General features: G+C 67.0%; 25 protein-coding genes. 16 read left to right on the top strand and 9 right to left on the bottom strand.

What is annotated here, in order from left to right; translation table 11 throughout:
• The first annotated feature begins 151 nt into the window (after window positions 1–151).
• The 3 genes from ABDZ92_RS08885 to ndk all read left to right on the top strand — a co-directional run bounded on the left by ABDZ92_RS08885 (window position 152) and on the right by ndk (window position 2605).
• Window positions 152–1627, top strand: a complete 1476-nt coding sequence (locus ABDZ92_RS08885) for a leucyl aminopeptidase (RefSeq protein WP_125959625.1) — start codon at window positions 152–154, stop codon at window positions 1625–1627.
• Window positions 1628–1645: 18 nt separating this feature from the next.
• Complete coding sequence (locus tag ABDZ92_RS08880) at window positions 1646–2086, top strand: DNA polymerase III subunit chi (protein ID WP_125959626.1); 441 nt, start codon at window positions 1646–1648, stop codon at window positions 2084–2086.
• 96 nt (window positions 2087–2182) lie between these two features.
• Window positions 2183–2605: a nucleoside-diphosphate kinase gene (gene ndk / locus ABDZ92_RS08875; RefSeq protein ID WP_125959627.1), complete on the top strand. Its 423-nt coding sequence runs from the start codon at window positions 2183–2185 to the stop codon at window positions 2603–2605.
• 68 nt (window positions 2606–2673) lie between these two features.
• Here the strand turns inward: ndk and ABDZ92_RS08870 are convergent, their stop codons facing one another.
• Genes ABDZ92_RS08870 through purM form a run of 3 tightly spaced genes read right to left on the bottom strand, consistent with a single transcriptional unit; the run spans window position 2674 to window position 5261 of the window.
• Window positions 2674–3303, bottom strand: a complete 630-nt coding sequence (locus ABDZ92_RS08870) for a hypothetical protein (RefSeq protein WP_125959628.1) — start codon at window positions 3301–3303, stop codon at window positions 2674–2676.
• A gap of 10 nt (window positions 3304–3313) precedes the next feature.
• Entirely contained in the window at window positions 3314–4162 is an 849-nt protein-coding gene (gene purN, locus ABDZ92_RS08865; RefSeq protein ID WP_125959629.1) for a phosphoribosylglycinamide formyltransferase, read from the bottom strand.
• Window positions 4155–5261, bottom strand: a complete 1107-nt coding sequence (purM, locus tag ABDZ92_RS08860; protein ID WP_125959630.1) for a phosphoribosylformylglycinamidine cyclo-ligase — start codon at window positions 5259–5261, stop codon at window positions 4155–4157. The genes purN and purM overlap by 8 nt, the downstream gene beginning before the upstream one ends.
• A 106-nt stretch (window positions 5262–5367) precedes the next feature.
• Between purM and ABDZ92_RS08855 the strand changes: the two genes are divergently transcribed.
• The 4 genes from ABDZ92_RS08855 to ABDZ92_RS08840 are packed head-to-tail and all read left to right on the top strand — an operon-like array spanning window position 5368 to window position 10885.
• On the top strand, window positions 5368–6588 hold the full coding sequence (locus ABDZ92_RS08855; RefSeq protein ID WP_241211753.1) for a heavy-metal-associated domain-containing protein: 1221 nt from the start codon (window positions 5368–5370) through the stop codon (window positions 6586–6588).
• Window positions 6585–7226, top strand: a complete 642-nt coding sequence (locus ABDZ92_RS08850; RefSeq protein WP_125959632.1) for a P-loop NTPase family protein — start codon at window positions 6585–6587, stop codon at window positions 7224–7226. The genes ABDZ92_RS08855 and ABDZ92_RS08850 overlap by 4 nt, the downstream gene beginning before the upstream one ends.
• Before the next feature lie 2 nt (window positions 7227–7228).
• Window positions 7229–9352: an RNA degradosome polyphosphate kinase gene (locus ABDZ92_RS08845; protein ID WP_239434765.1), complete on the top strand. Its 2124-nt coding sequence runs from the start codon at window positions 7229–7231 to the stop codon at window positions 9350–9352.
• Between the two features lie 3 nt (window positions 9353–9355).
• Window positions 9356–10885, top strand: a complete 1530-nt coding sequence (locus ABDZ92_RS08840; RefSeq protein WP_125959634.1) for a Ppx/GppA family phosphatase — start codon at window positions 9356–9358, stop codon at window positions 10883–10885.
• On the opposite strand, the gene ABDZ92_RS08835 is transcribed toward ABDZ92_RS08840, so the two are convergent.
• Both ABDZ92_RS08835 and rnd read right to left on the bottom strand, forming a co-directional pair.
• Window positions 10863–11168, bottom strand: a complete 306-nt coding sequence (locus ABDZ92_RS08835; protein ID WP_125959635.1) for an I78 family peptidase inhibitor — start codon at window positions 11166–11168, stop codon at window positions 10863–10865. The two genes, ABDZ92_RS08840 and ABDZ92_RS08835, sit on opposite strands and share 23 nt — an antisense overlap.
• A complete protein-coding gene (gene rnd / locus ABDZ92_RS08830) occupies window positions 11165–12340 on the bottom strand; it encodes a ribonuclease D (RefSeq protein ID WP_125959636.1) in 1176 nt (391 codons plus the stop codon). The genes ABDZ92_RS08835 and rnd overlap by 4 nt, the downstream gene beginning before the upstream one ends.
• 166 nt (window positions 12341–12506) lie before the next feature.
• On the opposite strand from rnd, the gene aspS reads away from it, so the two are divergent.
• On the top strand, window positions 12507–14336 hold the full coding sequence (gene aspS, locus ABDZ92_RS08825; protein WP_125959637.1) for an aspartate--tRNA ligase: 1830 nt from the start codon (window positions 12507–12509) through the stop codon (window positions 14334–14336).
• Between the two features lie 75 nt (window positions 14337–14411).
• On the top strand, window positions 14412–15185 hold the full coding sequence (locus tag ABDZ92_RS08820; RefSeq protein WP_125959638.1) for a polyphosphate kinase 2 family protein: 774 nt from the start codon (window positions 14412–14414) through the stop codon (window positions 15183–15185).
• A 3-nt stretch (window positions 15186–15188) separates the two neighbouring features.
• Here ABDZ92_RS08820 and ABDZ92_RS08815 read toward each other — a convergent pair whose 3' ends face one another.
• Window positions 15189–15818, bottom strand: a complete 630-nt coding sequence (locus ABDZ92_RS08815; protein ID WP_125959639.1) for a carbonic anhydrase — start codon at window positions 15816–15818, stop codon at window positions 15189–15191.
• Window positions 15819–15958: 140 nt separating this feature from the next.
• On the opposite strand from ABDZ92_RS08815, the gene lipA reads away from it, so the two are divergent.
• Together lipA and ABDZ92_RS08805 are read left to right on the top strand one after the other, a co-directional pair.
• Entirely contained in the window at window positions 15959–16885 is a 927-nt protein-coding gene (lipA, locus tag ABDZ92_RS08810; protein WP_125959640.1) for a lipoyl synthase, read from the top strand.
• A gap of 5 nt (window positions 16886–16890) precedes the next feature.
• Window positions 16891–17388, top strand: coding sequence for a type II toxin-antitoxin system RatA family toxin (locus tag ABDZ92_RS08805; RefSeq protein ID WP_125959641.1), 498 nt, complete (start codon window positions 16891–16893; stop codon window positions 17386–17388).
• On the opposite strand, the gene ABDZ92_RS08800 is transcribed toward ABDZ92_RS08805, so the two are convergent.
• From ABDZ92_RS08800 to ABDZ92_RS08790, 3 genes are read right to left on the bottom strand one after another with little or no spacing between them, the layout of a single operon-like run.
• Complete coding sequence (locus ABDZ92_RS08800; protein WP_125959642.1) at window positions 17313–17849, bottom strand: CinA family protein; 537 nt, start codon at window positions 17847–17849, stop codon at window positions 17313–17315. The two genes, ABDZ92_RS08805 and ABDZ92_RS08800, sit on opposite strands and share 76 nt — an antisense overlap.
• A gap of 4 nt (window positions 17850–17853) precedes the next feature.
• The gene (locus tag ABDZ92_RS08795; protein ID WP_125959643.1) at window positions 17854–18372 is read right to left on the bottom strand and encodes a hypothetical protein; all 519 of its coding nucleotides are present in this window, start codon (window positions 18370–18372) and stop codon (window positions 17854–17856) included.
• Window positions 18369–19529 carry a bifunctional 2-C-methyl-D-erythritol 4-phosphate cytidylyltransferase/2-C-methyl-D-erythritol 2,4-cyclodiphosphate synthase gene (locus tag ABDZ92_RS08790; protein WP_125959644.1) on the bottom strand — a complete coding sequence of 387 codons (1161 nt, stop codon included), beginning with the start codon at window positions 19527–19529 and terminating at the stop codon, window positions 18369–18371. Before ABDZ92_RS08790 ends, ABDZ92_RS08795 begins: the two co-directional genes overlap by 4 nt.
• 92 nt (window positions 19530–19621) lie before the next feature.
• Between ABDZ92_RS08790 and dusB the strand changes: the two genes are divergently transcribed.
• The 5 genes from dusB (at window position 19622) to ntrX (ending at window position 26862) form a co-directional block, all read left to right on the top strand.
• Window positions 19622–20620 carry a tRNA dihydrouridine synthase DusB gene (gene dusB, locus ABDZ92_RS08785; protein ID WP_125959645.1) on the top strand — a complete coding sequence of 333 codons (999 nt, stop codon included), beginning with the start codon at window positions 19622–19624 and terminating at the stop codon, window positions 20618–20620.
• Complete coding sequence (locus ABDZ92_RS08780) at window positions 20596–21723, top strand: two-component system sensor histidine kinase NtrB (RefSeq protein WP_425542287.1); 1128 nt, start codon at window positions 20596–20598, stop codon at window positions 21721–21723. Before dusB ends, ABDZ92_RS08780 begins: the two co-directional genes overlap by 25 nt.
• Window positions 21720–23162, top strand: coding sequence for a nitrogen regulation protein NR(I) (gene ntrC, locus ABDZ92_RS08775; RefSeq protein WP_125959646.1), 1443 nt, complete (start codon window positions 21720–21722; stop codon window positions 23160–23162). The genes ABDZ92_RS08780 and ntrC overlap by 4 nt, the downstream gene beginning before the upstream one ends.
• Window positions 23163–23251: 89 nt before the next feature.
• Window positions 23252–25483 carry an ATP-binding protein gene (locus ABDZ92_RS08770; protein ID WP_241211754.1) on the top strand — a complete coding sequence of 744 codons (2232 nt, stop codon included), beginning with the start codon at window positions 23252–23254 and terminating at the stop codon, window positions 25481–25483.
• Window positions 25480–26862 carry a nitrogen assimilation response regulator NtrX gene (gene ntrX / locus ABDZ92_RS08765; RefSeq protein ID WP_125959648.1) on the top strand — a complete coding sequence of 461 codons (1383 nt, stop codon included), beginning with the start codon at window positions 25480–25482 and terminating at the stop codon, window positions 26860–26862. Before ABDZ92_RS08770 ends, ntrX begins: the two co-directional genes overlap by 4 nt.
• The last annotated feature ends 33 nt before the right edge of the window (window positions 26863–26895 follow it).

Here is a 26895-nt window from a genome sequence, read left to right as displayed (position 1 = left end):
CCGCGGCTCGCGGGGCGATCCATGAACCGGCCCTATCGCATCCGCTTCCGGGAACCGCAATCGCCCTCCAGTCGCTTTGCGTGCGTGCCGCGCCTGGCCTAAGGGTGCGGCTCGCCGTCCGGCGCCCGATTCCACCACAGGGACATTATCGATGCAGATCCGTTTCATCTCCTCGCGGCCCGCAGATGCTGCGGCGCTGGTGCTGCCGGTCGGGAAAGCAGGCATTGCTTCGCTCGGCGACGCGGGCCTGGAAAGCGCCACGGCTGCACTGGTGCGGGGAGCGGCCGAGGGCGGCCGGTTTGATGGCGAACCCGGCACGATCGCCGAGATTTTCGTGCCGCAGGGGAACGGGGCTGCGCGCGTGATCCTGCTCGGCACCGGCAGCGGCACCGAACAGGACCTCGAGCGCGCCGGCGGCGCCTTGACCGCTCGCTTCCTGGCTGCCGGCATCCCTGCGCTGGTGATCGACCTCTCGACGCTCTCGGCGACGTCCGGCGCCACCGCCGTTGCGCGGCTGCTCGCCGCAGCGGAGCAGCGGAGCTGGCGCCATGACGTCTATCGGACCCGCATGCCGGCAAGCGCCCGCCCGACGCTGGAGCGGATCGAGGTGGTAGGCGCCCCGGAAGGGATCGACGCTGCCTGGACGGATGCCAAGGCCCTGACGGATGGCCTGGCGCTCACGCGCACCCTGGTGAGCGAGCCGCCGAACGTGCTGTACCCGGAGAGCTTCGTCGAGCGCTGCCGTCATCTCGAGGAGCTCGGCGTCGAGATCACCGTGCTTGATGAAGCCGCGATGCGGGAGCTGGGCATGGGCGCGCTGCTCGGCGTGAGCCAGGGCTCCGTGCGTGAGGCGCAGTTGCTGGCCATGCGCTGGAACGGAAAGGGCGAGGGCGACGTCGATGTCGCGTTCGTCGGCAAGGGCGTGACCTTCGACACCGGCGGCATCTCGCTGAAGCCGGGTGCCGGCATGGAAGACATGAAGTGGGACATGGGCGGCGCGGGTGCCGTGGCAGGCGCCATGAAGGCGCTCGCGCTGCGCAAGGCGAAGGCCAACGTCATCGGCGTGTGCGGCCTGGTCGAGAACATGCCCGACGGCAACGCCCAGCGTCCCGGCGACATCGTCACCTCCATGTCCGGCCAGACGATCGAGGTTCTCAACACCGACGCGGAAGGCCGCCTGGTGCTGTGCGACGCCATCACCTGGGTCCAGCGCACGCACAAGCCGAAGACCATCGTCGACCTGGCGACGCTGACCGGGGCGATGATCATCGCGCTGGGCAACGAGCATGGCGGCCTGTTCGCCAACGACGACTCGCTCGCCGACGAGCTGCTGGCCGCCGGCAAGGCGACGGGCGACAAGCTGTGGCGGTTCCCGCTGTCGCCGGCCTATGACAAGCTGATCGACTCGCCGATTGCCGACATGAAGAACATCGGCGGCCGGGGCGCCGGCTCGATCACTGCCGCGCAGTTCATCGGCCGCTTCGTCGAGCCGGAGGTCCGTTGGGCCCACCTCGACATCGCGGGCATGGTCTGGGCCGACAAGCCGGGCGTGGCCTGGGACAAGGGGGCGACCGGATATGGCGTCCGCGTGCTCGACCGCTTCGTGCGCGACCAGTTCGAAGGCTGATCGCGACGCGCCACCGCCATGCAGGTCGACTTCTACCATCTCACCCAGCTTCCGCTCGAGCGTGCGTTGCCGCGCATCGCCGAGCGGGTGGTGGCGGGGGGCGGTCGCCTGCTGGTGGTGGCCGAGCATGAAGAGGCGCGGCAGGCGCTGGACCGGTGCCTGTGGGCCTATGCGCCCGAAAGCTTCTTGCCGCACGCGCAGGCGGGAACGCCCAGCGACGCTCGCCAGCCGGTGCTGATTGCGGGCGACATCCAGCCCACGAACGGCGCCCGCAACATCGCGATTGCGGACGGCCTATGGCGCGACGGCGCGCTGGCGTTCGAGCGAGCCTTCCACTTTTTCGACGACGAACGGATCGTGGAGGCTCGCCAGGCATGGCGTACGCTTGGCGACCGGCCCGACGTCTCGCGCCGGTACTGGAAGCAGGGCGAGAGCGGCCGCTGGGAACAGGCGGCCTGACCTGCTCCCTGGGTGCTCCGGCTTGCATCAAAGCGGCATGAAGACTAGGGAGCCGCGACTTTCCAACAAGCCATCATCTCAAGGAGCCGTACGGCCATGGCCGCGACCCGCACGTTTTCGATCATCAAGCCCGACGCAACCCGCCGCAACCTGACGGGCGCCGTCACCAAGATGCTGGAGGAAGCCGGCCTGCGCGTCGTCGCGTCCAAGCGCATCCAGATGACCAAGGAACAGGCCGAGGGCTTCTACGCGGTGCACAGCGAGCGCCCGTTCTTCAACGACCTGGTCTCCTTCATGATCTCCGGCCCGGTGGTCGTGCAGGTGCTCGAGGGTGAGGACGCCGTGAAGCGCAACCGCGACATCATGGGCGCGACCAACCCTGCGAACGCCGAGCCGGGCACGATCCGCAAGGAGCTGGCCGAGTCGATCGAAGCGAACTCGGTCCACGGTTCGGATTCGGAAGAGAACGCCGCGATCGAGATCGCCTACTTCTTCAAGCCGGAAGAAATCGTCGGCTGATCGGGACGCCGCCCGCATGGGCGGCGATCCAGCGGAATTGAGGGCGCGGCTCCGAAAGGAGCTGCGCCCTATTTCTTTGTGGGAATGGCCAGGCGGCGCCGTTCCGCCGTCCAAAGCCGTTCGAGCAGCGCAGCCGAGTTGCTCCCAGGATGCCGCTGCTTCAGCGCCACCCCCTGCAGCTTCAGCGTCCTGCCACTGAGCAGGCGCCCCTCCGTCGCGAAAACCAGCTCATAGATGGCGCTGTCCTCGCGCTGGACGTCTGCGTCCCAATAGTGGCTGTCGATGCGGATGGGCAGGCGCCCCTGGATGGTATCGGCGCCGCCATCGGTGAGCTTGAGCACCGGCTCCGCGATCCAGTCCGCGTCTATCCGGGTATCCAGCACGCCGTCCTTCGACGGCACTTTGAGCGAAGGCGGGAATTGAACCTCGATCCGCTCGATCCTGTGGTTCGCATCGCTCAGTTCCAGGCTGCTTCCGTCGCTTCCCGGGGTTCCGACAAGCGTCACGAGCTGGGCGACATGTGCCTTGGCATCCGCGGCCGCCCGCTGGCGTGCCACCTCTTCCTCGCGCTCGATCTGGCTGTCCTTGCGCAGCGAGACGTTGTTCCAGAGCGTCAGCGCCGAAATGACCAGAGCCACGACGCCGACGATCTCCGCCAACGTCAACCAGCGCCAGCGCTTGCGTGGCTTCTCGCTCATCCCAGGTCGCTCATCGTCCGCCGGCCTCCAGCAATGCCTGGGGCGCAGACAGCTCCCAGCCCCGAGCGATCGCGTCACCGATCACCGTCCAATCGGCATCCTCGGTGAGTGTGAGCGTGCGCCAGCCGCTCTCGCTGCGGGTCGCAAGGGCGCCGTCGCCGGTAATCCGCGCAAAGACAGTCCCGTCGACAGAGAAGCTCGACGTGTCGCCTTCGTTTTCCTCCTCCGCTTCGGGAAGGGCGAGCGCGACGCTGCGGACGCGGGCAAGGGGGGTGTCGGCCATGCTGCGTACGAACTCCGCCAGGATCCGTGGGTACAGTCGATGTTCTTCTACCAGCACCCGTGCGGCAAGTGCCTCGGCAGTATCGCCGAGGTTGACGGGTACTTCGGCCTGACCAAGCACGGTGCCGGCATCGAGCTCCTCGGTGACCAGGTGCACCGAGCAGCCGGCGACCGCGTCGCGCGCCTCGATCGCCCGGACATGCGTGTCCAGCCCTTTGTACTTCGGCAGCAGCGAGGGGTGGATGTTGAGGATGCGTCCCGCCCAACGCTCCACAAACGCCGGGGACAGGAGGCGCATATAGCCGGCCAGCGCGATCAACTCGACGCCGGCATTCCGAAGTGCGGCGTCGATGCCGGCTTCATACTCGGCCTTCGGCATCCCCTTCGGGCTCTGCGCGAAGGTCGCCACGCCCTGTTCGGCTGCCCAGGCGAGGCCGGCCGCTTCGGGTTTGTCGCTCGCCACCAGCGCGACCTCGAACGGGCAATCCGGGGCGTGGGCCGCCTCTACCAGCGCTGCCATGTTGGAGCCGCGGCCCGAGATGAGGATGCCGAGCTTGCGGCGGACGTTATCAGCCAAGGTGGGTCGCCGTCCACGCACTGCGCCCACTCCAGGTGCCGGCGCTTCCGACCACCGTGCAACCACAGTCACCCGCTTCGACCGTGCCGATGCGGAAGACTTGCTCGCCCGCCTCTTCCATCGCCGCCGCGACACTGTCCGCCTCTTGCGCTGCGACGAGCACGGCCATGCCGATGCCGCAGTTGAAGGTCCGTGCCATCTCTTCCGGCTCGATCGCGCCCTGCGCCTGGAGGAACGCCATCAGGCGAGGCTGTTCCCAGCAATCGGCGTCGACGCGGGCGTGGCAGCCTTCGGGCAGCACGCGGGGGATGTTCTCGAGCAGGCCCCCGCCGGTGATGTGGGCCAGGCCGTGGATTCGCTCTTCACGCAGCAGCGGCAGCAGGCTCTTCACATAGATTTTGGTCGGCGCCATCAATGCGTCGATCAGGAGGCGATCCTGGTCGAAGAGGGCGGGCCGATCGAGCTTCCAGCCCTTGTCGGCAGCCAAACGGCGAACCAGCGAGAACCCGTTCGAGTGAACGCCGGAGGAGGCGAGCCCCAGGATCACGTCGCCGACCTGGACACGGCCCTTGGTAAGCAATTGCTCGCGCTCGACCGCGCCGACGCAGAAGCCCGCAAGGTCATAGTCGCCCGCGGCATACATGCCCGGCATCTCCGCCGTCTCGCCACCGATCAGCGCGCAGCCTGCCTGCCGACAGCCTTCTGCGATCGAGGCGATCACGCGCTCGGCAACCTCGGGCTCCAGCTTGCCGCTGGCGTAGTAGTCGAGGAAGAACAGCGGCTCGGCGCCCTGGACGATCAGGTCGTTGGCGCACATCGCCACCAGGTCGATGCCGACGCCATCATGGGCGTTGTGCTCGATCGCGAGCTTCAGCTTCGTGCCGACACCATCGTTCGCTGCCACCAAGAGCGGATCCTTGAATCCGGCCGCCTTGGGATCGAAGATGCCGCCGAACCCGCCCAGATCGGCGTCGGCCCCGCTGCGGCGGGTCGAGCGCGCCAGCGGCGCGATGGCCCGTACCAGGGCATTGCCCGCGGCGATCGAAACGCCGGCTCCGGCGTAGGTATAGGGCGTCGCGCCCGCATCTTCGGTGCTCATGGGCGACCGACTAGCCATATCCTGCTTGGATTTCCACGCCCGCTTCGTCAAAAGGCGGCCGATGCCTTGCTTGCGCTTTTCCCGAACTCTGCGTGCCGGCCTGTTGGTGGCGCTGCTTGCTACCGGCGGTACCGTGATCGCGCAGATCGAGGACAGCGGCCGCGGGGTCGCGCCGATCGCAAGTTCCGGTAGTTTCGAGGTTTCCGGCGTTTCCGTCGATGTAGCCGGCCCCAATGCCGAAGCCGCGAGAACCGCAGGCTGGCGGCTGGCGCAGCGCAAGGGCTGGGACATTTTGTCCCGACGCCTGACGGGTCGTGCGGGCTCGCTTTCCGATTCGGCGCTCGACTCGCTGGTGAGCGGGATCGTCATCGAAAATGAGCAGATCGGACCGAACCGCTACGTCGCAAAGCTGGGGGTGCTGTTCAATCGTGGGCGCGCGGGCTCCATCCTCGGCGTCGCCGGGGAGACGCTCCGCTCGCCCGCGTTGCTGGTCGTGCCGCTTCAGGAATCGGGGGGCGCGGCGACGGTGTTCGAGCGCGCCACGCCCTGGCAGGAGGCGTGGGCACGGTTCCGCACCGGCAACAGCGTCATCGACTATGTCCGGCTGACCGGCACCGGCCCCGACGCGTTGCTGGTGAACGGCGGCCAGGTAAGCCGCCGCGGCCGTGGGTGGTGGCGCACTATCCTCGATCAATATGGCGCAGCCGACGTCCTGGTGCCGCAGGTGAAGCTGCGGCGCCAATGGCCGGGCGGTCCGGTGATCGCCGACTTCTCCGCAGGCTATGGTCCCGACCATCATGTGCTCACCCGGTTCACCCTGCGGGTCGAGCGGACTGACGCACTGCCGGCGCTGCTGGATGAGGGCGTCCGCCGGATCGATGCGGCCTATCAGCAGGCGCTCCGCCAAGGCGCCTTGCGCACCGATGCAGCGCTCAGTGCACCGCCGCCGGGCCAACCACTTCCGACCGTGAACGTACCCGCGCCTGGGGCGGCGGACCTGGGACCGGAGGTCGCCACGACCACGCCGGAGGGTCGCACGACGCTTTCGATCCAGTTCGATACGCCCGGCGTCGCTGCGCTCGCATCGTCGGAAGCTTCGGTCCGCGCGATCGCCGGCGTCCGTTCCGCCGTCACCACCAGTCTCGCGCTGGGTGGCGTGTCCGTGATGCGGGTCGTCTTTGACGGCGATCCCGCCGTGCTTTCTGCAGCCTTGCAGGCGCGCGGCTGGCAGGTGACGCAGGGCGGGGGCGTGCTGCGCATCCGCCGGGCCGCCGGCACCCCTTCGCCCACTCCCTCGGCCGCACCGGCGGCACCGACCGGCGGATGATGCAGCTCGACCTGCCGCTGGGTCAGCCGGTGGGCGCGCGGGCGGACGAGTTTCTGGTGAGCGACATCAACGCGCACGCCGTCCAGCACCTGGAACATTGGGGCACCTGGCCCGTGATGGCCGCGCTGTTGGTCGGCCCCCGCAAGTCCGGTCGCTCCTTGCTGTCTCGGCTCTTCGCACTGCGCACCGGTGGGACCGTCATCGATGATGCCGAACGCCAGAGCGAGGTCGACATCTTCCATGCGTGGAACCGTGCGCAGGCCGAACGACGACCGTTGCTGGTCGTCGCGGACGCGCCGCCCCCCGCCTGGGACGTTCGCCTGCCGGATCTCCGGTCGCGGATCGGCGCAACACCGGTGTTGACGCTGGGGCTTCCCGACGCGCGGCTCGTGGCCTCGCTGCTCGACTATCTGTTCGAGCGACGGGAGCTCGTCGCAGGACCGGGATTGATCGACTGGATCACGCGCCGGGTGGAACGGAGCTACATCAGCATCCTCGGCGTTGTCGAAGCGCTGGAGGAAGATGCGATGGTTCGACAGAACCGTCGCCTTTCCATCACGACGGCGCGGCCAGTCCTGACCAATGCGGGGCTGGTGCCGAACGCGCCGCCAGCAGGCGCGGAACAAGAGGGAGCTTGAAGGTGACGGAAACCGGCCAAGGATATTTCAATCGCGAACTCTCCTGGCTGGCGTTCAATCGGCGGGTGCTGGAGGAGGCCTGCAACCCGGCGCATCCGCTGCTCGAACGGCTGCGGTTCCTCTCGATCTCCGCGAGCAACCTGGACGAGTTCTTCATGGTGCGCGTTGCCGGCCTGAAGGGCCAGGTGATGCAGGGCGTCGAACTCAAGTCCATCGACGGCCTCACACCCGCGCAACAGCTTGCCGCGATCGTCGAGGATGCGGCAGCACTGGTGGCGAGCCAGCAGCGGATCTGGGATGACCTCGCGGAAGCGCTCGGGGAGGCGGGCATCTTCGTCCTCGAAAGCGACGCCATTGCGGGCGAGGCGGAGGCGTGGCTCCGTCGCCATTTCCAGGAACAGCTGTTCCCGATGATCACGCCCCAGGCGTTGGATCCGGCCCACCCGTTCCCGTTCATCCCGAACCAGGGTTTGAGCGTGATCTTCGACCTCGTCCGCATTGCCGATGGCGTGCGGGTGCGGGAACTGGTCCTTCTACCGGCGGCGGCTCCGCGCTTCGTCCGTCTGCCCGGCACGCCAGCGCGATACGTCGCGATAGAAACGTTGATCAAGCGCTTCTCTTCGCTGCTTTTTCCCGGATACGAAGTTCGGGCTTCGGCCGATTTCCGCGTGCTGCGCGACAGCGATATCGAGCTGGAGGAAGAGGCGGAGGATCTGGTTCTCTATTTCCGCTCCGCGATCAAGCGGCGCCGGCGCGGACGTGTCATCCGGCTGGAGGTCGAAAGCGGGATCAGCGACGGCCTGCTCAGCGTGCTCAAGGAGGAACTCGGCGGCAGCGATGCGCTGCTCATTGAGAAGAGTGGCTTCCTGGGTCTCGGCGATCTCTCGCTCCTGGTCGAGGAAGATCGCCCGGAGCTCAAGTTTCCGCCGTTCAGTCCGCGGTTTCCTGAGCGTATCCGGGAATTCGGTGGAGACTGTTTCGCGGCGATCCGGGCGAAGGACATTGTCGTTCATCACCCTTACGAGACCTTCGATGTGGTTCTCGCCTTTCTGAAGCAGGCGGCTGCCGACCCGGACGTCCTCGCGATCAAGCAAACGCTCTATCGGGCGGGCAAGCAATCTGCCGTCGTCAGCGCCCTGATTGCGGCGGCGGAGGCGGGTAAGTCCGTGACCGCGGTGGTGGAGCTCAAGGCGCGGTTCGACGAGGAGCAGAACCTCTATTGGGCATCGGCGCTCGAGCGGGCTGGCGTCCAGGTCGTCTACGGCTTCATCGACTGGAAGACGCACGCGAAGATCTCGATGGTCGTGCGGCGCGAGGACGGCGGGGTGCGGACCTACTGCCATTTCGGCACCGGCAACTACCATCCGGTCACCGCGCGCATCTACACGGATCTGAGCTTCTTCACGGCGGATCCAATGATCGGGCGCGATGCCGTGCAGGTGTTCAACTATATCACCGGCTATGTGGAGCCTGCGCATCTGGAGCGGCTCGCGATCTCGCCGCGCAACCTGCGCGATCGCCTCATCGAGCTGATCGAGGAAGAGATCTGCCATGCAAAGGCGGGTCGGGAGGGGGCGATCTGGGCGAAGATGAACTCGCTGGTCGATCCGAGGGTGATCGACAAACTATACGAGGCGAGTTGCGCCGGGGTGCAGATCGAGTTGGTGATCCGCGGCATCTGCTGCCTGCGGCCGCGGGTTCCAGGCATGTCGGAGAATATCCGCGTCAAGTCGATAGTGGGCCGCTTTCTGGAGCACAGCCGCATCTGGGCCTTCGGCAACGGCAGCGCCCTGCCCAATGACGAGGCGTTGCTGTTCATTTCGTCGGCCGACTGGATGCCGCGCAATTTCGACCGGCGGGTGGAATATCTGCTGCCGATCACCAACCCCACCGTGCACGAGCAGGTGCTCGATCAGGTGCTGCTCGCCAACCTGATCGACGAGGAGCAAAGCTGGGAATTGGGGCCGGACGGCAGCTACAAGCGGGTGGAAGTGGATGGCCCGGGCTTCAACCTGCACCGCTATTTCATGACCAATCCTTCGTTGTCCGGACGTGGGGCGGCGCTCGACGACACCATGCCCCAGGAGCTTTCGCTCCGACAGCATCTCACCGAACAGGACGGTTGACCCATGGCGCTGCTTTCTCTCCTTCGCGCGCCTGCGCCGCTGCCTGCCGCGCCCGTGACCGCGCGGAACGCGATCATCGACATCGGCTCGAACTCCGTTCGCCTGGTCGTCTACAACGGGCCGCCACGATTGCCCTCCGTGCTCTTCAACGAGAAAGTGTTGGCCGGCCTGGGCGGCTCCCTCAGCCGCACCGGGAGCATCGATCGAAAGGCGATGGCGATGGCGGCAACGGCCCTCGCGCGCTTTGCCTGGCTGACGCGGGAGATGGCGGTTCCGGAAGTCCGCACCGTCGCCACTGCCGCGGTCCGCGATGCGAGCAACGGGTCCGACCTGATCGCGTTGGCCGCGGCGGAAGGCCTTGAGGTCGAGATCCTGCCCGGCGAAGCGGAAGCGATCGGAGCGGGGTACGGCGTGCTGTCTGCGTTTCCCGACGCCGACGGCATCGTGGGCGACCTGGGCGGCGGTAGCCTCGAACTGGTCCGGGTCTCCGGCGGAGAGGTGCGCGAGCGGGCATCTTTCCCCTTGGGGGTCCTGCGGATCGCCGCCATCCGCGAGAAGGGAAAGGACGCCTTGGCGCGCCACATCGCGGGGGTGTTGAAGAACAGCGGCTGGGCGGGGCGGGGGTCGGGGCTGCCCTTCTACCTCGTCGGAGGATCTTGGCGCGGGCTCACCCAATGGGACATGCACCTGACGCGATATCCGCTGCCGATCGTCAACGGCTATGCCATGTCTGCGGCGCGCATCCGCACGCTGGGGGCGATGTTGACGACCGCCAGCAAGCAGGACCTGAAGGCCGTCCCCAACCTGTCCTCGGGCCGGATCCCCACCCTAGGGGACGCAGCCGCGCTGCTCTCAGAGGTGCTGTCGGGCCTAGGCAGCGAACGCACCGTGACGTCCTCCTTCGGTCTTCGCGAGGGGTTGCTCTACCAGGCGCTCGATCCGGAAGCGCGGCGAGAGGATCCGCTGCTGGCGGCTGCACGTGAGGAAGGTCGCCGGCTCTCGCGGTTCGAAGAACATGGCGACCTGCTGAACCAGTGGATCGCACCGCTGTTCGCCGACGAGCCCGCGGATCTGGCACGGCTCCGCCACGCCGCATGCCTCCTTGCCGATGTCGGTTGGCATGCCAACCCGGACTTCCGCGCCGAACGCGGCGTGGAAATCGCGCTGCATGGCCAGTGGGTGGCGATCGATCCGGCTGGCCGCGCGCTGGTGGCGCAAGCGCTGCATACCGCGCTGGGGGGCGGAAGCGATTCGCCGGCACCGCTTCCGACGCTCGCCCGGTCCGAGATGCTGGACACGGCGCGGCGGTGGGGGCTCGCAATCCGGCTGGGTCAGCGATTGAGCGGCGGTCTGGGAGCGCCGCTCAACCGAACGCGTCTGGAACGCGCCGGCCGTGCCATTCTCCTGCGCTACGCGCCGGTGGATGCTGCCTTGTACGGTGAGGCCGTCGAAAAGCGCCACCGAGCGCTTGCCGCGGCCTTCGGACTGGAAGCCGCGGCAGGGAGCGCCGTCAGCCGCAGCGGAAGCGGGTGACCTTGTCGCCTGCGTCGATGTCGACGTTGAGGCGGTCGGGCCTGAAATCCATGGTCACTGCACTGTCGGGAGCGATCCACCGCATCGCGCGCGCTCCGGAACGGCGCAGCGCTTCCGCCGCCAGGTCGGAGCTTGCGGGCGAGCCGACCAGGTCGGCCAGGGGCTCGACCTTGCACAGACCCTCGCCGAGGGTACCTGTCTCGGGCGGGGCCGACGGCTCCTGCGTCGCGACGGTAGGCGTGCAGCCGGCAAGCGCCACCAGCGGAAAAAGATACCGGATCATTCTGCAGTCTCCGTCAACGTCATCTTGAGCTTGCCGCCTCCGACCGAGAACGCCATGCGGCCCTCCACCAGCGCGAGGGCGTCGCGCCCGAACTCTTCATAGCGCCATCCCTGGAGAATAGGCAGCTTGTCCCGCTGTCCCGCCGCCAGCGCTTCGAGCTCGTCGGAACGGGCGAGCAGGCGGGCGGCGACGTTGATGTCGCGGGCACGGATCTTCAGGAGCAGCTTGAGGAGGTCGGCGACGAGTGCCCCTTCCTTGCCCAGCGAGGGCCCGCGTTCGTCGCGAGCAGGCATCTCGGACGCGGGAAGCGGCGTCGCATCCGCCAGCGCCGCCATCAGCCGGCCGCCGATGTCGTTCCCGGCCCAGGTCGCCGAGAGGCCGCGCACCTTGGCGAGGTCCGCCTGCTTCTTCGGCGGATTGCCGGCCAAATCGGCGATGGTCTCGTCCTTGACGATGCGGCCGCGCGGCAGGTCCTTGCCCTGTGCTTCGAGTTCGCGCCAGCGGGCCAGCGCCTTCAGCCGGCCGAGCACCTCGGGCTTGCGGCTGTTGATGCGGATGCGCTGCCAGGCGAGATCGGGATCGTTGAAATAGTTGGACGGGTTCCCGATCCGCTCCATCTCCTCGTCGAGCCAGTCGCCGCGCCCCGTCTTGCGGAGGCGGTTGAGCATCTTGGGAAAGATCTTGGACAGGTGCGTCACGTCGGCGATGGCATAATCGAGCTGCCGGCTGTCGAGCGGACGGCGGCTCCAGTCGGTGAAGCGCGCGCCCTTGTCGACGGTGATGCCGAGATAGGCGTCGACGAGATTGGAGTAGCCGACCTGCTCGCCTTGGCCGAGCGCCATCGCCGCGACCTGCGTGTCGAACAGCGGGTGGGGCGTCTTGCCGGTCAGGTTATAGACGATCTCCAGATCCTGGCCGCCGGCATGGAAGACCTTCAGCACGTCCTCGTTCTCGACCAGCAGGTCGAGCAGGGGCTTGAGGTCGATGCCCGGCGCCATCGGGTCGATCGCGGCGGCTTCCTTGTCGTCGGCGATCTGGATCAGGCACAGCTCTGGGTAATAGCTGTTCTCGCGCATGAACTCGGTGTCGACGCAGACATAGTCGGCAGTGGCGAGGCGCGCACAGAGATCGGCAAGGGCGGCGCTGTCGGTGATCAACGGATGGATGTGCATCGCATGCCCATAGGCGGTGCTGCGGGTTGACAAAAGGGGGATGGGGAGGGAAGCGGCGGGCCTGCCTTTCCTCGCCGGTTCAGCATGGGCCGGGGATTTCGCGTTGAGAGCGTCGTGCTTGCGAAATCCCGGCTCCCGCTGGGCGGCGCAATCTAGAGATTGCACTATGCACGCCTATCGTACGCACAACTGCAGCCAGCTGGACGCCGACAACGACGGCCAGGAAGTCCGCCTGTCGGGTTGGGTGCACAGGAAGCGCGACCACGGCGGCGTGCTCTTCATCGACCTGCGCGACCATTACGGCATCACCCAGATCGTCGCGGACAGCGATTCGCCGGCGCTGCCGACGCTCGAGTCGCTGCGCGCGGAATCGGTCGTGACCATCGACGGCGTGGTGAAACGCCGCAGCGAGGCGACGGTCAACCCGAACCTCGCCACCGGCGAGATCGAGGTGTTCGCGCGCGCCGTGACCGTCCAGTCGATGGCGCAGGAGCTGCCGATGCCGGTGGCGGGCGACGCGGAATATCCCGAGGACATCCGCCTGCGCTATCGCTTCCTCGACCTGCGTCGCGAGAAGGTGCACGCCAACATCATGCTGCGCGCGCAGGTGATCGCGTCGCTTCGCCGTCGCATGATCGACCAGGGCTTCACCGAGTTCCAGACGCCGATCCTGACCGCTTCGTCACCGGAAGGCGCCCGCGACTATCTGGTGCCGAGCCGCGTCCACCCGGGCAAGTTCTACGCGCTTCCGCAGGCGCCGCAAATGTTCAAGCAGCTGCTGATGGTCGCGGGCTTCGATCGCTATTTCCAGATCGCGCCCTGCTTCCGCGACGAGGATGCCCGCGCCGACCGTTCGCCGGGTGAGTTCTACCAGCTCGACTTCGAGATGAGCTACGTCACGCAGGACGACGTATTCGCCGCGATCGAGCCGGTGCTGCACGGCGTGTTCGAGGAGTTCGCCGACTGGCAGGGCAAGGGCCGCACCGTCAGCGCGCTGCCGTTCAAGCGCATTCCGTACCGCGAATCGATGCTGAAGTACGGCAACGACAAGCCCGACTTACGCAACCCACTGATCATCACCGACGTGTCCGAGCTGTTCCAGGGCTCCGGCTTCGGCCGCTTCGCGTCAATCGTGGAAGCGGGCGACGTAGTGCGCGCGGTGCCGGCACCGGGCACGGCCGAGAAGAGCCGCAAGTTCTTCGACGACATGAACAGCTGGGCCCAGTCCGAGGGCTTTGCTGGCCTCGGCTATGCCACCCGCAAGGGCGGCGAGTGGGGCGGCCCGATCGCCAAGAACCACGGTGAGGAAGGCATGGCCAAGATCGCCGAGGCGCTGGGCCTCGGCCCGGACGACGGCGTGTTCTTCGCCGCCGGCAAGGAGGCGCAGGCCGCCAAGCTGGCAGGCATCGCCCGCACCCGTGTGGCGGATCAGCTCGGCCTGATCGACGACAGCCGCTTCGAATTCTGCTGGATCGTCGACTTCCCGATGTTCGAGTATGACGAGGACGCGAAGAAGGTCGACTTCAGCCACAATCCCTTCTCGATGCCGCAGGGCGAGCTGGAGGCGCTGGAGAGCAAGGACCCGCTCGACATCCTGGCCTACCAGTACGACATCGTCTGCAACGGCATCGAGCTGTCGTCGGGCGCGATCCGGAACCACCGTCCGGAAATCATGTACAAGGCGTTCGAGATCGCCGGCTATTCGCAGGCGGACGTCGACGCGAACTTCGCGGGCATGATCAACGCGTTCAAGTATGGCGCGCCCCCGCACGGCGGCTCGGCACCGGGCGTCGACCGCATCGTGATGCTGCTGGCGGACGAGCCGAACATCCGCGAGGTCATCACCTTCCCGATGACGCAGAAGGCCGAGGACCTGATGATGGGCGCGCCGAGCTTCGTCTCGAACAAGCAGCTGCGCGAGCTCAACATCCGGGTGACCGCCGACACGGCGAAGAAGGACACCGCCGAAGCCGTGGCGCCAAGCGCGGCAGGCTGATGCCGAGCCCGCTGGCGCGTATGGCGCGCTGGCGGGTTTGCGGAACGGCACGGGGGCTCGCGCGCTTGTAGCGGCATGACCCTCTGCCTTTCCGATCACGAGACCGGCGCCAAATACCACGGCGACTATGACGAGGATCTGAAGGCGCTTCAGAAGCGGCTACAGCATATCCAGGTCGCGCACATCGTGCATGGCCGCTCCGCTATCGTCATGTTCGAAGGTTGGGATGCTGCGGGCAAGGGTGGGATCATCCAGCGGCTGACCGCCCGCTGGGACCCTCGGCACTTCCAGGTCTACCCTGTCGCGGCTCCGACCGACGAAGAGCGCGCCCGCCATTTCCTTTGGCGGTTCTGGCGGGATCTTCCGCCGGCGGGCTCGATCGCGCTGTTCGATCGCAGCTGGTATGGACGCGTACTGGTGGAACGGGTGGAGAGGCTCGCTACCTGCGACGCATGGCAGCGTGCCTATGGCGAGATCAATGCGTTCGAGGCGCAGCAGATCGCATCCGGCACCACGCTGGTGAAGCTGTTCGTGCATGTGACGCAGGAGGAGCAGGACGAGCGGCTGCGCGCGCGGATCGAGGATCCCTGGAAACGCTGGAAAACCGGGCCGGATGATTTCCACAATCGCAGCCGGCGCGCGGACTATCTGGAGGCGATGGCGGAAATGTTCGCCCGCACCGACACGCCGCAGGCGCCGTGGATCGCGATCGATGGAAACAACAAAAAAGCCGCCCGGATCGCGGCACTCACCGCGATCGCCGAGCGACTGGAAAGGGCGGTCCCAATGGACCCGCCGCCGCTGACCGGCGAGTTGGCCACCCTCAGGGACCAACTCGCCGGCGGTTAGCGATTAGGCTGCCGAGAAGACGTCGTTCTCGTCGCGGACGCGCAGCTTGCCGTCTGCGATCGCGAACACTGCGCCATGAATGCTCAGGCGGCCGTCTTCGACCCGTTCCTTGACGAACGGGAAGGTCATCAGATTGGCCATGGAGACGCGGACGCCTTCCTGCTCCAGCGCGGCCTGGCCCTCAGGGCCGTCACCATATTGCGCGAGAACGCGGTCGCGCGCTTCGTCGAGGAGGTCGATCCAGTGAGCGACAAAGCCGCCTTCGCCGGGCGCAGCATGCTCCAGGCTACGGGTCAGCGCTGCGTTGACGCCGCCGCAGGCACCGTGGCCCATGACGAGGATTTCTTCGACTTCGAGCTTGGTCACGGCGAATTCGAGTGCCGCGGAAACGCCGTGGCGGCCGCCGCCGACTTCGAACGGCGGCACCAGGTTCGCCACGTTGCGGACCACGAACACTTCGCCGGGGCGGGTGCCGAACACGGTCGCCGGATCGACTCGGCTGTCCGAGCAGGCGATGATCATCACCCGCGGGGACTGGCCAGTCTTGAGCTCCGCCCAGCGCTCGCGTTCTTCCTGCCATTCACCGCCGCGGAAGCGGTAATAGCCTTCGATGAGGTCGGTCATGCGTGTCATAGGGATCCGACTATCAAAGCCCGCGCGGCGAGGCGAGTAACAAACGATTTCTGCGCGCAGCCTTTCGCGTGCGCCCAATGCAAGCCCGCTTGCGGCGCTCGGCGGTTGTGGGAGCGCCCCGCGAGCGCTATCTGGCGCCCATGAACGAGATGACGCCGCTCGCCCGCCCGCCCCGCGAACGCAAGCCCGACTGGATCCGCGTCAAGGCGCCGACATCGGCCGGTTTCGCCGCGACGCGCGCGCTGATGCGGTCCAAGAGCCTGACGACCGTTTGCGAGGAAGCGGCGTGCCCGAACATCGGCGAATGCTGGTCGAAGAAGCACGCGACGGTGATGATCCTGGGCGACACCTGCACCCGGGCGTGTGCCTTCTGCAACGTGAAGACCGGCATGCCGCGCGCCGTCGATCCGATGGAGCCGCAGAACGTTGCCGATGCCGCCGCGCAGATGGGGCTGAACCACATCGTCATCACCTCAGTCGATCGCGACGACCTGCCGGACGGTGGTGCGAAGCAGTTCGTGAAGGTGATCGAGGCGATCCGCAACGCGAATCCCACCACGACCATCGAGATCCTGACGCCGGACTTCCGCAACAAGCATGAGGCGGCGGTCGAGGCGATCGTTGCCGCGCGGCCGGACGTCTATAACCACAATCTGGAGACGGTGCCGCGGCTTTATCCGACGATCCGCCCGGGCGCGCGCTACTACGCGTCGCTGCGGCTGCTGGAGAGCGTCAAGAAGCTCGATCCGTCGATCTTCACCAAGTCCGGCGTGATGCTGGGCCTGGGTGAGGAGCGCCTGGAGGTACACCAGGTGATGGACGACATGCGTTCGGCCGACATCGATTTTCTGACGATGGGTCAGTACCTCCAGCCGACGCCGCGCCATGCAAAGGTGGCTGAGTTCGTGACGCCAAAGGCGTTCGATGCCTATGCGGCGATTGCGCGCGCGAAGGGATTCCTGCTGGTCGCTTCCTCGCCGCTCACGCGGTCCAGCTATCACGCGGGCGACGACTTCGAGAAGATGCGCGCCGCGCGGGACGCGAAGCTCGGCGTGGCGCGGGGCTGAACGCTATGCCGCGCCACTCCGAAACGCGCCATCTGCCCTACACGCCGGAACAGATGTTCGAACTCGTCGCCGACGTTGGTCGCTACGGCGAGTTCCTGCCCTGGGTTAGCGCGACGCGTGTTCGATCGAACAGCGAGAGCGAGATGGTCGCCGACATGGTCGTCGGCTTCAAGGGCCTGCGTGAGACCTTCACCTCGAAGGTTTCCAAGGAGCGGCCGGCGCATATCCGCGTCGACTATCTCGATGGGCCGTTGAAGTATCTGAACAACGACTGGAAATTCCGGTCGGACGGGCAGGGCGGCACGCTGGTCGATTTCTGCGTCGATTTTGCGTTCAAGAACCGTATGTTCGAGCTTCTCGCCGGCCAGGTCTTCGATCGTGCGCTTCGCAAGATGATCGGCGCCTTTGAGGAACGCGCCGCCGTGCTTTACGGGGCGGGGGGCAGTTCCTCCTCCAGCCCAACGCCCGGCAGCAGCAGCTCAAGCGCCCACAGCGCTGCCTGAAGCCGCACGTCCCCGCGGTCTGCCGCGGCGAAATGGCGCGAGTCGGCCATTACGTGTTGGGGATCGCCGCCGCGCTCGGCGCGCGCGAACACCACTGTTCCCACCGGCTTCTTCTCCGTTCCGCCGCCGGGACCGGCGACACCGGTGATCGCCACGCCGACATCGGCGTCGGTCACTTCGATCAGTCCCTGTGCCATGCTCCAGGCGGTCGCGATCGACACGGCGCCGAACGTCTCCAGAACGTCGGTGCTGACGTTCAGCACCTTCGCCTTCAGTTCGTTGGAATAGGTAACCAGCCCGCCCTCGAACACTTCGGAGGAGCCGGGAATGGCGGTGATCGCAGCCGAGACGAGACCGCCGGTGCAGCTTTCCGCAACGGCAATGCGACGACCGGCGGCGCGGTTTTCCTCGACCACGCGGCGCGCGGCCTCAACGAGCGGGGAGGGGAGAATGGTGTCCATCTTCTTATTCCTTGCCCGCCGGGCAGACCGGCAGGCGCATCATCGGGCGCGGGCTTGCGGCGTCGGCCTGCGCAAACAGCACGAGCAGTGCGGCGGTGTTCCGAGCGGGGAGCGGCTGCACCAGCGTCAGCGCCCGTTCTACGGTGGGGCAGTCCTTCGCCTTCAGGTCGCCCGTGACGAGGGGTGCGACCAGCGCTCCGATCATCGGCTTGGCAAAGGCGGAGTCTAGCATCTGGCTCACGTCCGGACCAGCGATCTTGAGCAGCGCTTTGCGAGCCTCCGGCCACGCACGCTCGGACTCCGCTTCATATTTCGAGAGGAGCGCACCGCTCGTCTGCCGCAGCAGGGCCGTTGCCGGCAACGCGGCCGCGCAACGCTGCCCCGTTTGTCGGATCAGGTCGGGAGCGACGAACAGCACCAGCGCCTCCGCTTCGGTGCGGGTGACACAGGCGTTGGTCTGCGCCTGCGCGGTCCCTGCCGTCGCGAGTAGCGCAGCCAGCGCCGCTGAGAAAAAGGGCTTCATCCTGCCTCCGGGATCCGGACGGTGGCGATCGCCTGAGCGGCGATGCCCTCGCCGCGGCCGGTGAAGCCCAGCCGCTCCGTGGTGGTTGCCTTGATGCTCACCTGGTCCTCGGAAAGCACCAGCAGGTCTGCGATCCGGGTGCGGATCGCCTCGCGATGCGGTCCGATCTTCGGAGCCTCGCAGATCAGCGTCAGGTCGACGAAGTCGATGATCCCGCCCTTCGCGCGGATCAGGTCGGCGGCATGAACCAGGAAACGGTCGGATGCAGCGCCCTTCCACTGCGGGTCGCTGGGCGGAAAGTGCGTGCCGATGTCACCGGCGCCGATCGTCCCCAGCAGCGCGTCGGTGAGGGCATGGAGCCCCACGTCTGCGTCGCTGTGGCCGGAGAGGCCGCGGTCATGCGGGATCCGGATGCCGCCGAGCCACAGTTCCTCGCCCGCCTCGAGTCGGTGGACGTCGTAGCCGGTGGCGCTGCGGACGCGGAAGCGCGCCGCAGCGCGCGCTTCCGCCGCGGCGAAGTCGCCGGGGTAGGTGACTTTCTCGAGCATGATATCTCCCATCACCGGCACGACTTGGCCTCCGGCAGCGCGCAGCAGTTGTGCGTCATCTGTCGGCTCCGCCTCCGCAACCCAGCCGCGGTGCGCCGCGAGAATAGCGGAAAACGCGAATGCCTGCGGCGTCTGGACACGCACCAGTTCTTCGCGGGGTACGACCTCGCCAAGCCCATCGCCCACGGCCCGTGCGACGGTGTCCGCCACCGGCAGCACCGGCACCGCCCCCGGCGCAGCATCCAGCGCGCTCAGCAGCCGATCGATGACGTCGGCGTTCAGAAACGGACGCGCCGCATCGTGGATCAGCACCCGGTCGGCGCCCCCCGTCGCTGCGATTGCCTCCAAACCTGCGAGCACCGACAGACGGCGCGTGGCGCCGCCTGCGACGTGGGGCACCGGGCCGAGAGCGGCTTCCAGGGCCTCGGCCTGATCGGCACCCGTCACCACCAGAACGTGATCGATGGCAGGGTGGCCGGCGAGGGCGGCATGGCTGTGCGCCACCATCGGCCGACCGGCGACCGATGCGAATTGCTTGGGAAGCGCGCTGCCGGACCGTTCGCCACGACCTGCGGCGACGATCAGCGCGACCGTGCGATGGCCGTTCATGCGGCGCCGGTTAGCGCAAGCGGCTGCGCGCCGCCAGCCTTGCCTAGTGCGGCCCAGTCGCGTACAGGCTGCCCGTTTTTCAGGCACATCCGATGCAGACCCTCGCTCCTATCCAGATCGGTCCCGTGACCGTCTCCGCGCCGGTGATCCTCGCGCCCATGACGGGCGTGACCGATCTGCCGTTCCGACGCATCGTGCGCCGTTACGGCTCCGGTCTCAACGTCACCGAGATGATCGCCAGCCAGGCGGCCATTCGCGAGACTCGCCAGTCGATCCAGAAGGCAGCGTGGGACCCGGCCGAAGAGCCGGTGTCGATGCAGCTGGTCGGCTGCACGCCCGCGGAGATGGCCGAAGCCGCGAAGCTCAGCGAGGAGCGGGGCGCGGCGATCATCGACATCAACATGGGCTGCCCGGTTCGCAAGGTGACGAACGGCGACGCCGGATCGGCGTTGATGCGCGACCTGAAGCTTGCCGCGGCCTTGATCGACGCGACGGTGAAGGCGGTGAAGCTGCCCGTCACGGTCAAGATGCGGATGGGTTGGGACCACAGCAGCCTCAACGCGCCCGAACTCGCCCGGATCGCCCAGGATCTCGGCGCGCGGATGGTGACGGTCCACGGCCGCACTCGCAACCAGATGTACAAGGGCGAGGCGGACTGGGCGTTCATCCGCAGCGTGAAGGACGCCGTGTCGATCCCGGTGATCGCGAATGGCGACATCTGCTCGGTTGAGGATGCGCGGAAGGCGCTCGACCAGTCCGGCGCCGATGGCGTGATGATCGGTCGCGGCGCCTATGGGCGCCCGTGGCTCCTTCGGCAGGTGATGGACGCGCTGACGGACGGAACCGAGCGCGCAGAGCCGACGCTCGACGAGCAATATCTCCTGATTGCAGAGCATTACGAGATGATGCTGGAGCATTATGGCACTGAAGTGGGTGTGAACATGATGCGCAAGCACATCGGGTGGTACACGCGCGGCCTGCATGGGTCCGCCGAGTTCCGCAACAAGGTGAACCAAGAGGCGGATCCGGCCGTCGTCCGGCGGATGCTGGCCGAGTTCTACGCCCCTTGGCGCTCGCGCGCGGCTGCTTGAGCCGTATCGACGTGGCAAGCGGCACTGCCGCCCCTTCCATGGCAGAGCCGGAGGCGGCGGAGTGGTTCGCGGCGCTGCCGGTCGCGGCGCTGGTGGTGCGGCCGGATGGAACCGTCGCGCATGCGAACAGCGCCTGCGAGAGCCTGCTCAACCATTCGGAACGTGCGATGCGGGGCCAGCTGGTCGATCTGCTTGTCCGGCTCCCGAGCGGGCCGGCGGCCCGACGGGACGGGCACGGGTTCGCAGCATATGACGTCGAGCTGGTGCTCGATCGTATAGGACCGGTGCGTGCGGATTATGTCGAGGGAGCACTGCCGGAGCAGCCGGGTTGGCGTATCATTACGATCCATCCGGAGGGGGCGTCCCGCCGCTTCGCCAGCGCGGGCGACCGAGGCGGAGCCCGCGCCGCAATCGGCGCCGCGGCGATGCTCGCGCACGAGATCAAGAATCCGCTTTCCGGGATCCGGGGCGCCGCGCAGTTGCTTGCGCAGGTGGGGCAGGAGGACGAGCGGCGGGAACTTACCAGCCTGATCACGGCGGAGGTCGACCGAGTCGCCGCGCTGATCGACCGGATGGAGGACTTCACCGACCAGCGGCCCCGGACCCTCGAAGCGCGCAACATCTACCCGCTGATCGCGCATGCGCGGCAGATCGCAGCTGCGGGCTTTGCGAGCAGCATCCTCATCGAGGAGCGGTTCGATCCCTCGCTTCCCGATGTGCTGCTCGAGAGCGACGCCTTCGTGCAGTTGTTGCTCAACCTCCTCAAGAACGCTGCCGAGGCACTGGGCGAGACGGCGGCACCCCGGATCACGTTGGCGACGGCCTACCGGCATGGCGTTTCGGTGAGCAGTGGACGCGGCAAAGCCCGCCGGCCACTGCCGATCGAGTTGTGCGTAATCGATAACGGTCCTGGCGCTCCTCCCGATCTGGCGGAGCATCTGTTCGAACCCTTTGTGTCCGGGAAGCGGGAGGGACGTGGACTCGGGCTGCCGCTGGTCGAGAAGCTGGTCGGCGAGCTTGGAGGCGTGATCCGTTACGCCCGCGAAGGAGAGCCGCCCTCCACCGTCTTTCGTATCCTCTTGCCGAGAGCACCCGACGCATGATCGACGCCTCCGTTCTGGTCGTGGACGACGACGCGAGCATTCGCACCGTCATCGCGCAGGCGCTGCGGCGCGACGGCTACCGCGTCTCGGCCGCCGCCTCCCTGACGCAGCTTCGAGCGGAAATCGGGGCGGCGCTACCGGACGTGCTGATCACCGACGTCGTGCTGCCAGACGGGGACGGGCTGGAGATGGCGACCAAGCTGCGGGCCGAGCACCCGGCCCTGCCGATCATCGTGCTCTCTGCACAGAATACGCTGACGACCGCGGTGCGGGCGAACGAGGCCGGCGCCTTCGACTATCTTCCCAAGCCCTTCGACCTGGACGTTCTCGGAATGGCGGTAAAGGCGGCGCTCGCTCGGCGTACCAGCGCACCCGCGGATCCGGGCGAGGCGATCGACGCCAATCTCCCGCTGATCGGGCGCTCGCCCGCGATGCAGGACGTATATCGCGTGATCGCCCGGGTGGTGTCCAGCGACCTGACGGTGCTGATCTCTGGCGAGTCGGGAACGGGCAAGGAGCTGGTGGCCCGCGCCCTGCACGACCTCGGCCCGCGACGTCGGGCTCCCTTCATCGCGCTCAACATGGCGGCGATCCCGCGGGAGCTTATCGAAGCGGAGCTGTTTGGGCACGAGCGAGGCGCCTTCACCGGCGCTGCCCAGCGTGTCGCCGGCAAGTTCGAGCGGGCCGCGGGCGGTACGCTGTTCCTCGACGAGATCGGCGACATGCCGATGGAGGCGCAGACGCGCCTCCTGCGCGTGCTGCAATCGGGTGAGTTCACGACGGTGGGCGGTGCCCGGACCATCCGCGCGGACGTTCGCATCGTGGCGGCAACCAACCGGGATCTCGCGTCCCTGGTCCAGGCGAATGCGTTTCGCGAAGACTTGTTCTATCGTCTGAACGTGGTGCCGGTTGCCCTGCCGGCGCTCCGCGAGCGGCGGCAGGATATCGCGCTGCTTGCCCGGCATTTCCTGAACCGCGCAGCTGACGAAGGGCTTCCGCGGCGGTCCCTCTCCGCGGATGCGGTCGCGGCGCTGGATGGGCATGACTGGCCGGGAAACGTTCGTGAGCTCGAGAACCTGATGCGGCGCTGCGCGGTCCTGGGACGGGACGAGCGGATCAGCGCCGACGAACTCCGCGGTTCCTTCGGCGACGGTTCGCGCAGCCTTGCGCCTGCCGAGGGGGAAGGCGCGATCGACGGGGCGGTTCGCGCCTTTCTCCGGCGCCTCGCCAACGATAACCCGCAGGCGTTGGACGACGGCACCCTCTACGACCGGGTTATTGCGGAGGTTGAGCGTCCGTTGATCGAGGCGATGCTGGAGCGGCACGGCAACAACCAGTTGCGGGCTGCGCGGGCGCTGGGCATCAACCGCAACACGCTGCGCAAGCGCCTGGATGACCTGGCGATCGAGCCGGGAATGGTCCGAACGCTCCCCCGCTGAGCAGCCTCCATCCGTCCGACACGGACGATTATGTGTTTTCTCGGCAACAGTAACGTTGTACGCCATGGCGGATGGTCAATGGCGCGAGGATGGAGAACAGGCGGAGCTTCACGCTCCCGACGCGCTTCGTTCCAGCCATAGAGTTCGGCGTTCTGGCAATCGCCATCGCGGTGGGTGTCGGCAGCTACTTCGTCCTGTCCGGAGGAGAGCGGCAGCATCTGCTCACCCCTCCGGTGATGGCGCTGCTCCTCGTCTCCAACCTGCTGCCTTGCATGGCGCTGCTGGTGTTGTTGGGGCGTCGCGCGGCCAAGAAGCGCGCAGCGTCGATCGGGGGCGGCGGCGCGCTGCACGTGCGCCTCGTCGCGATGTTCTCGCTGCTGGCAAGCGTCCCCATGTTGCTGGTCACCATCTTCGCATCGCTGCTGTTCCAGACGGGCGTGGAGTTCTGGTTCTCCGACCAGGCGCGCAGCATGCTGGTCGATGCCCGCGCGCTGACGCAGGAAAGCTACCGGCAGATCCTCAGCTACGTTCGCAACGAAGTCGTGACCATGGCGGGTGACCTCGGCCCGGTCCTCCGGGAGTATCCGACGGACCAGCTGGAGGTGCAGCAATTCTTTGCGCAACAGGCCTATTACCGGAACCTGTCGGAAGCGGTCATCTTCTCCATCTCTCCCAAAGGAGAACTCCAGACACAGCTCTTCTACAACCCCACGGATCGCGATCTCTCGACGGAGTTCGACATGAGCCGGGTCCGCGCGCTGTCGAACAGCGACGCCATCACGGACATCAAGAACGGTCGATCGCGGTCCGTCACTCGCATCCCCGGCGTCGACAACCTGTACCTGTACGGCGGGCGCGAGTGGGACATGACCAAATACCTGGCCTTGTCCGGTCGTGCGGAGACGATGCTGAAGAGTTACCAGGCATTTCTCGGCCGATCCGGCTCGATCCAGTTGCGGTTCAATATCTCGCTGTTTGTCATCTCACTGATGATCGTGGGGCTCGCGGTGTGGGTGGCGCTGGTCGTGGCGGATCGCCTCGTGCGTCCCGTGGGCGAATTGGTGCAAGCCGCAGACCGGGTCGCCGGGGGCGACCTGACCGCTCGGGTCGCCATTCCGCGGCGGATGGACGAGATCGGCACCCTCGCAACCGCCTTCAACCTGATGACCCAGCGGCTGAACGAGCAGACGAGCGCGTTGGTGAAGGCGAACGAACAGATCGACAGCCGACGCGCCCTCATCGAGGCGGTGATGTCCGGCGTCAGCGCCGGCGTCATCTCGGTCGGGCCCGATCGCGCCATCCGTGTGATCAACGCCTCTGCTGCCAATCTGCTGGGCGTCGATGCGGCAGCGGCAGTCGGAAAACCGCTTGCTGCCGTGGCTGCCGAACTCGATGCGACGCTCGCAGGGGACGCCCGAGAGGCGATCGTCCAACTGCAGGCGCGGGGAGAGGCGAAGACGCTGGCCGTCAAGATCACGCGGGACGACGGCAGCTTCATCCTGACCTTCGACGACATCACCCAGCAGTTGCTGGACCAGCGGCGCGCCGCCTGGTCGGACGTGGCGCGCCGCATCGCGCATGAGATCAAGAACCCGCTCACCCCGATCCAGCTCGCCGCCGAGCGGCTCAAGCGGCGATATGGCCGGCAGATCGAGAATGACGACGGCACCTTCGCAAAGCTGACCGATACGATCGTGCGGCAGGTGGGCGATCTGCGTCGGATGGTCGACGAGTTCTCGTCCTTTGCCCGCATGCCCAAGCCCGTCTTCCATGAAGAGTCGATGCTCGACATTGCGCGCCAGGCTGTGTTCCTGCACGAGGTTGCGCATCCCGACATCACCTTCACCCTCGTCGCGGAGGATGGCCTTCCGCCTGTCGTCTGCGACCGCCGCCAGTTCGGCCAGGCGCTCACCAACATCGTCAAGAATGCTGTCGAAGCAGTTGAGGGGCGGCCAGAAAATGCGCCCAAGGGAGAAATCTGCGTCAGCCTCCAGGAAATCGGCGCTGGTCAGCTACAGCTGACGGTTAGCGACAACGGGATCGGCCTTCCGGTGGAGCGGGATCGGATCGTCGAGCCGTACATGACCACGCGTGCACGGGGCACCGGCCTTGGCCTCGCCATCGTCAAGAAGATCGTCGAGGAGCATTTTGGCAACATCAGCTTCGGCGATCGGCCCGGGGGCGGCACGGTCGTCACCATTACACTCGACCTGAACGTCCTTGCAGCACTGGAGGGAGAGGGGGCAGCTTCCGGCTACACCGGCCCCGAAGAATCTCAACGCCAGGCAATGCTTACCCGTAACGGAACACTCCGCTCATGAAGCTCGATATCCTTGTCGTCGATGACGAAACCGACATCCGCGATCTCGTCTCCGGTGTGCTGGAAGACGAGGGCTATGAAACGCGGGGTGCTGCCGACAGCGATGCAGCGCTGGAGGCGATTGCCGCAAGGCGTCCGTCACTGGTGCTGCTCGACGTATGGCTGCAGGGTTCGCGACTGGATGGGCTCGAACTGCTCGACGTCATCAAAGAGCGGGACCCGACGCTTCCCGTGCTGGTGATCTCCGGTCACGGCAACATCGACACTGCGGTGGCGGCGATCCGTCGCGGTGCGGTCGACTTCATCGAGAAGCCGTTCGAGGCAGAGCGCCTGCTGTTCCTGGTAGAACGCGCGACCGAAACCGAGCGGCTGCGCCGCGAGGTCGCCTCGCTCCGCGCATCGGCAGGTCGTGAGGACGACCTGACCGGCAGTTCGGCGGCGATCAATACCGTACGGGCGACGCTCAAGCGCGTGGCCTCCACCGGCAGCCGCGTGCTCATCACCGGCGGCCCCGGCATCGGCAAGGAAGTCGCGGCCCGCCTGCTTCATGGCTGGAGCCAGCGCGCCGCTGCGCCCTTTGTGATCGTGAGCGCGGCGCGGATGACGCCCGAGCGCGTGGAAGAAGAGTTGTTCGGGGTGGAGGAGGGGGGCGAGCTCGTTCGCCCGGGCCTGCTCGAACAGGCGCATGGCGGCACCCTGTTCCTGGACGAGATCGCGGACATGCCGATCACGACCCAGGCCCGCATCCTGCGGGTGCTGACCGATCAGAGCTTCACACGCGTCGGGGGCCAGCGCGTCGTCAAGGTGGACGTGCGGGTCGTCTCCGCTACCGCGCGGAACCTGCAGGACGAGATCGCGGAGGGCCGTTTCCGCGAAGACCTCTACTACCGCCTCAACGTCGTTCCGGTGGTGATCCCGGCGCTTACCGAGCGCCGCGAGGACATACCGGCGCTGGTGGAGCATTTCGTCGCGCATTACGCCTCCGAGCGGCGGGTGCCGACACCGGAGATCGCTCCCGATGCGATGGTGGCGCTGCAATCCTATGAGTGGCCGGGCAACGTCCGCCAGTTGCGCAATGTCGTCGAGCGCACCGTGATCCTTGCGCCTGGCAACCGCATCGGCCGGATCGACGTGGACCTGCTTCCTCCGGAAGTGCTCGGTACGCCCGGCGAGGGGAGCGGCGGATTGGGTGCCAATGCCATCATGGGGGCGCCACTCCGCGAGGCCCGGGAGTCGTTCGAGCGGGAATATCTGCGGGTGCAGATCCGGCGTTTCTCAGGGAACATCTCGCGCACTGCGAGCTTCATCGGCATGGAGCGTTCCGCGCTTCACCGGAAACTGAAGTTGCTTGGGATCACCGAAACCCGCGGCGACGAGTAGCATGGTGGACGCGGCCGCTTCCGCGTCCTAAGT

It is taken from the genome of Sphingomonas molluscorum (genome assembly GCF_039522995.1).
GTDB lineage: Bacteria > Pseudomonadota > Alphaproteobacteria > Sphingomonadales > Sphingomonadaceae > Sphingomonas > Sphingomonas molluscorum.
Note: the sequence above shows the minus strand (reverse complement) of the source record. Positions and strands in the feature narration are given on the sequence as shown.